The organism is Sphingobacterium sp. InxBP1 (assembly GCF_026191775.1).
Taxonomy (GTDB): Bacteria; Bacteroidota; Bacteroidia; order Sphingobacteriales; family Sphingobacteriaceae; genus Sphingobacterium; species Sphingobacterium thalpophilum.
In genome coordinates this window covers 1-10,244 of sequence record NZ_JAINDX010000028.1, presented here as the reverse complement: position 1 = coordinate 10,244, position 10,244 = coordinate 1, and the positions used below count along the sequence as shown (strand labels likewise).

Below are 10,244 nucleotides of genomic sequence, written 5' to 3'. Positions count from 1 at the left end.
GCACTTAATCATCCATACCACCTATCATCGGGGACAGATCGTAACCATCGGGCACCATGTAGGTGTTATAAAAGCTCCAATGATGGACTATAATTTCTGGAACGTGATGCGGCAGCAAGCTAAATAGTAGTATTTTCATTTCTATACATACTTGTAGTATTGTCATCCTTCCCCAATACCTCAGTTCATTTGGTTTTGACAGCCAAGAGTGCAGATGACTTTTTGACGGATCAGACCTGAATCCTGAACAGGCTATATTGGCATTTAAAGAAATGGTGCTGAACCGCCGTAATCCAGCAATGAATGAATGTAAAGTACTGGATAGCTTACGCAAATCTGCTTTAGCAGATACTGCGAACTATCTCCATAAAATAAAAAAACAATGTGACCTATCGAACCTTTAGGTGGCACAAAGAGGTGTTTGATTAGTTTTGGAATTCCGAGGAAGGCCGCCGTTTACAACCTATTCAGTAGCTAGGCTAGCCGACGTTTATAAACACGGCATTAACCCACCCTCAGTGTGATTAGTGGTGCCTGAAATCAAACTATTAATTTTTGAAAAATTATTCTATTTTTATTGTTTAAATAGATAATTGTTTTTATCTTGTGTCTATTGTTAACCGTGAGTACCTGTTTTTAGTGTTTTTTTGACTTTGTTTATTTTGTCGTAAAAGAATCTCATTTCTTTCGAAATATTGGAATGCTTAAAAATCGTTTTTATGAAAAGTGTAAGTAAAATCCTTTCTTTCTTAATTTCCATTGTCGTTTTTTTAATATTTGTGCAAAAGGTTGTTGCTCAGACCGGCTATGGTTTTCCAGCAGCAGATAATAAATTTTTGGGCGTTACAGGTAATATTGGCCAAGGGATTGATGTCGATAAATATTCCGGTAAATTGGTTTTAAATATCCCGCTAACTCAGATCTCGGGTAAAAGTCAGGTTATACCGGTGCAATTGAGTTATTCTTCAGGTGGTGGAATCAGGCATCAGGAGTACTCTGGCGCTGTAGGATTAGGTTGGCAGCTTGTGGCAGGAGGAAGTATTACAAGAGTCGTTCGCGCATTGCCTGATGAGCATACGACGGGTTATTTAGGACCTGGAGAGCATGGAAAAATAATTCGGGATGCTGCGGTCAATAATACGGCTCTACATGAAAAATATTTCAATCGGATAACCATTTCAGATGGCCTTAGGTATTATGATCAGGTTTACGATTCCGAGCCCGATCTGTTTTTTGTAAATACCCCTGCATTTTCGTTTCAATTTTCTTTTGATGAGAACGGAAATCCAGTCACTTCCAATAATAGCGCTTTCAAGATTGTCGCAGTAAATTTTAATAATTCTTCCAATTATACGAATTCAAGCTTTGTTGTCAAAGACGATCAAGGGAATACTTATTATTTCGGTACTTCGTCTGGCTTTCGAAATACCACTACAGAGAAGCTTTGTGGTGTTCAGAGGACTTATACTTCCACATGGCACCTAGAAAAAATCGTCAACGCTGACAATACAGATACGATCTCTTTCTATTATAATAAACCGGGTAGTTCTGGAGGGAAAGAGAAATATTATCAATATAGTTGGGACTATACCCGATTAATGTCTACGACAAGTGAAAATTTACAGTTTAACGAGAATGTTCAGGAAATGGATAATTATTACTTGTCCAGCATACTAACGAAATATGGGCGCATTGTGTTTTACTATGAATCAGGTCGTAAAGACGTAGAAGGTGGTGCGCCAAGATTGAGCACGATAAGTTCTTTTGTATATACTGTAGCCGGTGAGCGGCTCAATCAAAAAATAGTATTGGGAACATCCTATTTTGGGTCAGTGGCATCACCTCCTGCTGGCGCAAGATTGTCTGATAGGTGTAGATTGAGATTGGATAGTATCAGGATATATTCAGGAGAAAAAGATTTGGTGGGTCAAAGATATAAGAAATTTGAGTATCAGAATTCAGGTAGCGCATTCGATCGAAAGGATAATAACACAGACTATTTTGGGTTTCGGACCACATTTCCGAGCGGCGACCCAATGAAGAATCCAGAATTAAGAAAACCACATTCGCTGGCAGCAACCGGTACTTATATGCTTTTTAAAATTACAGAGCGTACCAATGCTTACACGCAGATCTCCTATGGTTTTAACACTGTTTATCAAAATGATTCGCAACCTGCTGATATTTTAGGAGGACTTCGCGTGCAGGAGATACAGACCTTCGAAAGCAGCACATCTTCCCTTAAAAGAAGATTTCAGTATGAGTTTGAAGGGCGTTCTACTGGATCAGTTTATGGTGCAAACTATAGTACGCTCTCTTTGATAGCTAACAATGGCAATTATTTCATCGAAAAAATCTTTTCCGGATCATTGGCTAATTACTCGGATTTGAATGGTTATTTTGTGGGTTACGGTCGCGTCCGGGAGATTAATGCTAACAATTCATATTCCGATTTCAATTACCAAGACTTTAGATCATATCCGGATAAACTAACAACTTATCAGTCAGGATCGAGTGTTTTTTTTGGCGGAGTTCTGACAGGGTCTTCCATCAGTTATGCGCATAAGCGTGGGCTCCTTTCCAGGGTTAGCAATTATAATAACGCTAACAAGTTATTGAGTCAGACAGATTATCAATATGTCGCGTTGAATGCAAATGAAATTCGATCTAGTTATGGTGTGGTTAGCCGTGTCACAGGGGCTTCTATTTCCGGACAGTCTGGATTTATCGGACATAGTTCACTGTATTTTACTCCTATCGAGAATTATAGATTAGCAAATGTGATCAACAGAGCATACGATGAAAGTGTGAGTGATACTTCCAAAAACATAACACAGACTACAACGTATGCCTACCATCCAAATAAAAATTATATCCGGTCAATCGAGACAAAGGACTCGAAAGCAGTAGTTAAGAAAAAGACGCTCTACTATCCTGAGGACGGTAACAGCATTCCTATGGTTAACACTACAGAGGTAAATACCTTGAATACATTGAAGGGACAGAATATTCTTGGCATTATTGTGCATGAGTCACAACAGCTTGCTCAGAATGAATTACTGCATACGCATAACATTTTTCAAGCTCCATTTAAGCTGATGAGTACAAGTAACTATCGAAAGATTACAGCTGGATCTATTAACCATAAAGTTGCGCAACAGTTAAATTTTTATGAAAGTGGTAGCAACAGACTTGCTATGACGCAAACAAATAATGGTACTTACAGTTCTATTGGCTACGATAAATATGACCGGGTTGTGATAGAGATCAGCAACGCTATGGCACTTCCTTTAACTGGCACTGCACAGGGAAAGTATTATGAATTTTATTATGAAGGATTTGAAGATCAGGCGTCAGTAGCCAGCTATGCTGGATTGGGGTCAGGGCAGACTAATTTCACTGTACCGTTCGTTGCTACTGCTTCACGAAAATATTTGATCGACTACTGGTATTTGAACACGAACGGTACATGGACCTATGTGAAGAAGCCTTACTCAAATAATATAATTCTTACTGAGGGCACAAGGATAGATGAGGTGCGGGTGTATCCTGAGGATGCACAAATAAAGACATTCGGTTATAATGAATTGGGACTGAAAACCAGTGAATCCAATACATTTGGACAGACGGTGTTTTACAAATATGATATATATAATCGTCTTCAACTCGTTATGGACCAGGATAATAATATTCTAAAAAGTTACTGCTATAATATTAGTGGTGATCGGGTGGATTGTTTTGCCAATCTGGTAGAGGAAACGAATAGAGATTGTAATGTACAGGCTGTTCCAGGTTGGGACCTCATCTCCCGTTATATTTATAAGTCCAATACGGAATTCAAGATCAACTATATAGCCCTAGGTCTTCAAGGCAGCGTTTATTATTCTAGCTCGGATTGGTACTACAATGGAATTGTGGTCGCAAATATTCTTGGAGATTGCCGCCCGATTTCGACATTGACACAGCGCACCTCTCTGGACGGTCGGGAGTATGAATTTACGGTACATTCTAATGGAGATATCAAAATCCGTTTGACTAACTCCACCTCATCTATTCCACAACCGGGTTACTTGGGGACATTTAACAATATTGTGTTTCAGTAAACTTTTGAATCATGCGTTATTTATTCGTATTAATCAGTTGTTTGGGCTTTCATTTGGATGTCTTTGCACAAGTGGATAAGCTTGAGTTAAGCCAGTATAATAATGAACCCAGTATTTCGGCATTTGAAACAGTCATTTTGAAGAATGGTTTTCATGTGCCTCTCGGTAGCAACCTTCGTATCTTTACGGTGAAGGCCACCCCACAAGATAAATATCCAAATACACAACCTACTCGCGAACGGAATTTTGTCATGGTCCGAAATTTTAAAGTCGCTGGTGTCAACACAGGAAATTTAAATGTCAAGCGAAACTTATCCGAAGAGTCGCAGCAAGTTACCTACTATGATAATTTAGGTCGTCAAATACAGGGCGTTGATGTGATGGGGTCCAGTAGTTTTAAAGATGTTGTGATTCCTGTCCGGTACGATGCCCAGGGAAGAAAAGCTGTTGATTATTTGCCGTATGTCGAACAGGGAAATATCAATGGATCTTATAAACCAAATGATCTAACAGCACAAAGTACATTTTATAGCGGGGCTGGCTTCGATCCTTTTACTGCGAAAACTGCATACCCGTATAGCAAAACAGTATTTGATAATTCTCCCAGCGACAAAGTACGGGAACAAGGGGCAATAGGGCAGGATTGGCAACCCAATGGCAGAACAATTAGATACGAGGAAACACTCAACAACAATGTCGATTTGACAAACACGGCCACAACTAGAAAAGTCAGGAAATTCTCGGTCAACAGCCAGGATACAAGTGCAGTAGCGGTACCAACTGCGGATGGATATTATGCCGATAATCAATTGAAGGTATCTATACATAAAAATAATAATTGGGTGGCTTCGGACGGACGTATTAATACAACCGAAACATATTTGGACAAAAATGGAAAAACTGTTTTGGAACGAGCTTTTATAAAGGCTGAATCAGGCGAGCTAACCATCCTTTCCACTTATTATGTTTATTCCGACCTAGGAGAATTATACTTCGTGTTGCCACCTGCTTTAAACCCGGATATGGCAACAATTACAAGTGCTAATATTGACCTTTTTGGCTATCGATATACCTATGACTGGAAAAGGAGACTTATACAGAAAAAGGAACCTGGGATAGCAGCCTATTATTATATCTATAACAACCAAAATCAGCTGGTGGCGTCCCAGAGTCCAAGATTAAGGCAAAAAAATCAATGGTACTTCATAAAGTATGACGCCCAAGGACGTACCATTATGTCCGGATCCTACACGTCCACAGAATCTTTTACAGCGCTAAGAAATGCGGCAGAAGCAGCTACAGTAACTTATGAAAAGCCAAGTACTTCGAGTACTGGCTATTCAAATACCGCATGGCCGACATCTGGGATCGCATCGTACTATATCATCAATTATTATGATAATTATAATGTAAGCGCCCTCCCCGCAAGTTTGTCGTATTCTGCATCCACAGGCAATAGCAAAGTTGATTACCCGACAGGGATGCCGACCGTGACCAAAACATGGGAGATAAATAACGCCAATACAGTGCTATGGACAGTAAATTATTATGATCGGAATGGACGATGTATACAGACAAAATCAACTAACCATCTAGGCGGGATTGATCAAGTTGACAATCAATTCAATTTCAGTGGCGAACTTGTGTCGGCAGAGCGAAAGCATACCGGAACAGGGGGGCAAGCCGTTAACGTCAGAAATGAATATACTTATGATCAAAATGGACGACCATTGACCCTAAGTCAAAAGATTAACAATCAGGACGAAATCAAGGTTGTGACCAATACCTATAATGAACTTGGGCAGTTGGTAGATAAAAAGTTGCATCAGGCTCCGGGGCAAACGAAGTTTTTGCAAAGTATAGATTATCGGTATAATGAGCGCGGTTGGTTGACTTCGATCAATGACCCGAATTTAAACTCATCCTCTACTATGAATGATGGTGATTCAGATAGCAGCAGTGATCTATTTGGGAGTAAACTAGAATACAATACCCATGCTAAGGCTCCCCAGTTTAATGGCAATGTAGCTTCATTTCAATGGAAAACCAGTAAAGTGGCGTCACAGTCCATTGCTCCGCCCAAAATGGGATATCAATATCGCTACGATGCACTTAATCGGATGACTGCTGCAATTTCCGAAAAGAATGATATTGTGGATAATGCGCATAGCGAATTTGTCAAATACAATTCAAGTGGAGGAATTACAAATTTGGGACGGTATGCATTCACGAATAATGCCATACAGCAAATAGATAGCCTGGTGTATTCCTATCAAGGGTATCGAAGTCTTAAGATAGATGATGTGAGTACTGCTGCGAGTAAGGCCTTGGGATTTGATGACAAGGCTGTACAGGCCGTTGAACAGACCTATGATGCCAATGGTAATATGATTAAAGATACTGGTAAAGGAATTGAAATCACTTATAATGATTTGGACTTACCAGCTGTCATTACCTTTGGTGCGGGGCACCGTTTGGAATTTATGTATGATCGAACTGGAAAAAAACTTCAGGCAAATTATATCAATGGTACTGCTAGCTATAAGATAGATTATGTGGATGGTATTCAATATCGGCAAAATCAGATTGAATTCATTCATACTGAAGAGGGAAGGGCGAGAGTAAATGGAGGGTCATATATTTACGAATATGATATTAAAGATCATTTGGGCAATGTACGGGTAACCTTTGTCCCGGATGCCAATCATACCGTTGCTAAGGTCGTGCAGCAGAATAGCTATTACGCTTACGGACTGTCAATGTATGGAGATGCGACCACCGGTTTAAACTTAGCCTATGCTGCAGGAGAAAAAAGCAAATTTTTATACTCGGGCAAAGAACTGTACGATCAGGGGGGGCTAAATTGGTATGATCATGGATCGAGGCTGTATGATCCCGCGACAGGAAAATGGTCTGCGATGGATCCTGCAAGTCAATTTGTCAATCCTTATTTAGCGATGGGCAACAATCCGGCAATCTACATTGATCCAAATGGTGAGTGGATTGTGCCTGTTCTCATCGGTGCTGCGGTGGGTGTATTAGGTAATGGGATTGGGAATGCAATAAAAGGTGATTCGTTTTTTAAAGGATGGACAGGAGCAGCACTAATGGGAGCGGTAACTGCGTACGGAGCAGTTACGGGAATTCAAGGAGCAAGTATTTTTAGTTCCAGCTGGAGTTCGTCTATGGCGTCTTTAAGCACCTATCCAGGCACGTTGGTCAATTCAATGAGCAGTTCTATTTTATCTAAATATAGCCTGTCTATGTCCATAGGGAATTTTGGTTTCGGTGTTGGTCCTTCGCTATTTATGGGTACGAACGGCTGGGGATATGGCTTGAATTATTCACTTGGATATTCTTCGGAAAATTTTGATATTGGTTTTAGTTCTGGCTTTACCGCCTGGAACAAGAATATTTTTACAGGAAGCAGTTTTGTTGAACGTCGTATGGGGGGGCAAATTGGTATCGGGGGAGAGGGCTTTAAGCTGAGTTTGGGAACGATGAGCTTCAAGGGTGGGAATGTGGATCAAAGGACCGGTTCAATCGGATTTTACGGCAAAAACTGGTCTGTACATTATGAAAACGATTGGCTTGGACATGAAAAGTTAGGTTCTCTCCCTTTGGGTGATGGAGGAGACCGTTGGCGAACGACAGGTATTCGAGCGGCGGTTGGCGATGTATCAACGACTCTACTAATGGCAACTGGAGATCCATCCGATGGGTTAAATTTGACAAAGAGGCCGTCGAGTGAAATTAATGGAAAAAAAACTTATGATGGAGAAAATACGAATATGTTTCGATTGGGCTCATGGACTTTTGGCTATAAGGGATTTAATATTGGAACAAATAGCGAGGACAACAGAAATATTTTTCAGAACAAATTCGCGCATGGCGATGGGAAGACCTATGCAATTTTTCCAGTATTGAGCAATATGGTCAATTTAGATATTTATTATCGCACACTTAATCCATTTACGGCATGGTAAGAACAATTTATTTTTATATATTTTTCTTTTTAACAGTTTCATGTTCCGTTCGTCGGCAACTGCCGACATTGCAGCTGAAAGAAAATGTTAGTGAAAGACTTTTGTTGAATGGGTATTATTATACTAAATTAGATAGCGTTTTTTTTGATATTATCTTCCTGTATAAAAATGGAATAGTCTATCAAGGTGGGAACCCGAGAATTAAACATGGTTTTAAGAATATTGATGAAACTTTTTCGAAAAGTAATGTTAATGATAAAAAGACAGGGTATATCTGGGGATTATATATTGTTGACGGAAATAATATCACAATTGAACGTTATCTAACACCAATTTATGCCGAAAAATATCAAACCTATGTTGATAAAGGTCATATTATAAACGAAAGACAATTTATCATAACCTCACGGAAATATATCAAAACTGGAGAGTTTGAAGCAAGACAAGATACGTTCAATTTTAGGCCGTTGTCTACAAAGCGCGATAGTACGAATAATTTTATTAAATAATACTATCTACTGAGGTCTTTCTGAAATTTCCTTTTTGTTGCAATTTGGAGGTCAGCAAGGGCTCTGTCTTGAGATTACTTTATACTATTTTGGGAAGAGATTTAAAGCATTTTATGAAAATGCCTAAGGTCCTTGTCAAGGCCTCTGCACAGGCCATTGCCCTCCCGATCTGGCTTTTTACGTCAAAAGGGCCTGATGTTGATCAGACCCTTTCTCTTAGCGTTGTTCTGTACAGTAATTTTTATGTTTCCTATCGTTTCCTCTTTTATGTTTCGTCATCCAATGTGTTTGAATACTATTGGATTTTCACTGTACTACGCCAATTTTTATGTTGGTGCCTTCTGCTGAAGGATTACTTGTAGCGCTTTGTATAATAAGAACAACTGTCAGATTAAAATAGTTTTAATTTTTTTTGATAAATTGAAATGAATTATTAAAATGCTCTACTTACAAAACAAGGCTATGTTATCCTTGCCATTCGGCTGTTCACCAAGGTGCAGGTTCAGGTAGTGCCTTTATCAAAGATGTCTTTTACGGATTGGTAAGGAAGAAAATAAGCACTCAACCGATAATAGCTTATTTGTTGTAAATAAGCTATTGCCCGGGACTCGTCCGGAACCTCTAGTCCTCGGCCTTTCAGTTTTTCCAGCTGATCTGCAAACCTCAATGGTGGTTTGTTGTACGATTTCTTTGGCATAGGCTATAAAAAGAGAAGACCCCCCCCCAAGTGTGCATCGCGGAGAGGCATGGAGGGTGTATTAACTTTAGTAATTAAACTGTCTTTTTGATGACTTTTCTACACTGAGAAAAGAATTCTATAATGCAAAGATACACAATTCTATAGTAAATTCCTCGCGTTTATGTAAGATTTTTATTCTTTAATCATTGGTAATTCTATACTACATGATTTATCAATGTTTTGCGTGACGAGACATGGGCTTGAAAAATAGAACCGTTCTATGAGCATCGCATCTATACCAAATAAAGGGATATTTTTAATGGTCTTCTGCTTGGAGAGTTTCACCTCCCCATTTCCTCTGTTCACCGAGTTTTCCCGTCCGTTGGTCTAAAGCCCATAGGCTGTGGACGTATGGTGTCGTAGTTTTGAATCAACAAATAAGAACAACAGAACTAACACAAAAAATAAAGACATTATGAAAACTCTAGTAAAAACATTCGCAGCAGCAGCCTTAATTGTAGTATCCACATTCACTATGGCCGCTGAAGGACCCGGTTCAAAATCAGCAAAAGCAAACGTTAACCTTTCTACCGCAGACTTTGCTCTTGACCACTATGTTGCGGTCACCACCGAAGGCGAGTCAGCAGGCGTGGAGCAGCTGTTTGCTGCAGATTTCAGCCAGAAGGCTAACGCAGCTATCAACGGACGTAGTGCGGTTGTTAACTTCTTCAAAAAGCAAAAAGGAGAGCAGCTGGACTGTAAAGTGGCCACCGACATTCTCGAAGAGTCTGCAGATTATATGGTCGCTAAAGTAACGTTGAAATTCGAAAATTTCACCAAGACCGACCTGGTGACTTTGGTGCGCGAAGGCGACAGCTGGAAAGTCTCCAAATCAATCCATTCGTTTAGTAACTAGGCGTTTAGTCAAAATATATATGTTGTAGAGCCACATCCGGAGATGTGGCTT

5 protein-coding genes are annotated in these 10,244 nt (G+C 39.8%); 4 read left to right on the top strand and 1 reads right to left on the bottom strand.

The annotated features are described in order from the left end of the window. Positions 1–719: 719 nt before the first annotated feature. From K7A41_RS00385 to K7A41_RS00375, 3 genes are read left to right on the top strand one after another with little or no spacing between them, the layout of a single operon-like run. Positions 720–4,103, top strand: a complete 3,384-nt coding sequence (locus tag K7A41_RS00385; protein ID WP_265712123.1) for a hypothetical protein — start codon at positions 720–722, stop codon at positions 4,101–4,103. A gap of 11 nt (positions 4,104–4,114) precedes the next feature. Further along, a complete protein-coding gene (locus K7A41_RS00380; RefSeq protein ID WP_265712122.1) occupies positions 4,115–8,089 on the top strand; it encodes a DUF6443 domain-containing protein in 3,975 nt (1,324 codons plus the stop codon). Next, positions 8,083–8,598, top strand: a complete 516-nt coding sequence (locus K7A41_RS00375) for a hypothetical protein (RefSeq protein ID WP_265712121.1) — start codon at positions 8,083–8,085, stop codon at positions 8,596–8,598. Before K7A41_RS00380 ends, K7A41_RS00375 begins: the two co-directional genes overlap by 7 nt. Before the next feature lie 502 nt (positions 8,599–9,100). On the opposite strand, the gene K7A41_RS00370 is transcribed toward K7A41_RS00375, so the two are convergent. Next, positions 9,101–9,295, bottom strand: a complete 195-nt coding sequence (locus K7A41_RS00370; protein WP_265712120.1) for a hypothetical protein — start codon at positions 9,293–9,295, stop codon at positions 9,101–9,103. Between the two features lie 457 nt (positions 9,296–9,752). On the opposite strand from K7A41_RS00370, the gene K7A41_RS00365 reads away from it, so the two are divergent. Then, positions 9,753–10,193, top strand: a complete 441-nt coding sequence (locus K7A41_RS00365) for a nuclear transport factor 2 family protein (RefSeq protein ID WP_265712119.1) — start codon at positions 9,753–9,755, stop codon at positions 10,191–10,193. Positions 10,194–10,244 lie beyond the last annotated feature (51 nt).

What these genes read in the sequence shown, in the direction of transcription:
- K7A41_RS00385 (WP_265712123.1), top strand. Translation starts at nt 720, where the DNA reads ATGAAAAGTGTAAGTAAAATCCTTTCTTTCTTAATTTCCATTGTCGTT.
- K7A41_RS00380 (WP_265712122.1), top strand. Translation starts at nt 4,115, where the DNA reads ATGCGTTATTTATTCGTATTAATCAGTTGTTTGGGCTTTCATTTGGAT.
- K7A41_RS00375 (WP_265712121.1), top strand. Translation starts at nt 8,083, where the DNA reads ATGGTAAGAACAATTTATTTTTATATATTTTTCTTTTTAACAGTTTCA.
- K7A41_RS00370 (WP_265712120.1), bottom strand. Translation starts at nt 9,295, where the DNA reads ATGCCAAAGAAATCGTACAACAAACCACCATTGAGGTTTGCAGATCAG.
- K7A41_RS00365 (WP_265712119.1), top strand. Translation starts at nt 9,753, where the DNA reads ATGAAAACTCTAGTAAAAACATTCGCAGCAGCAGCCTTAATTGTAGTA.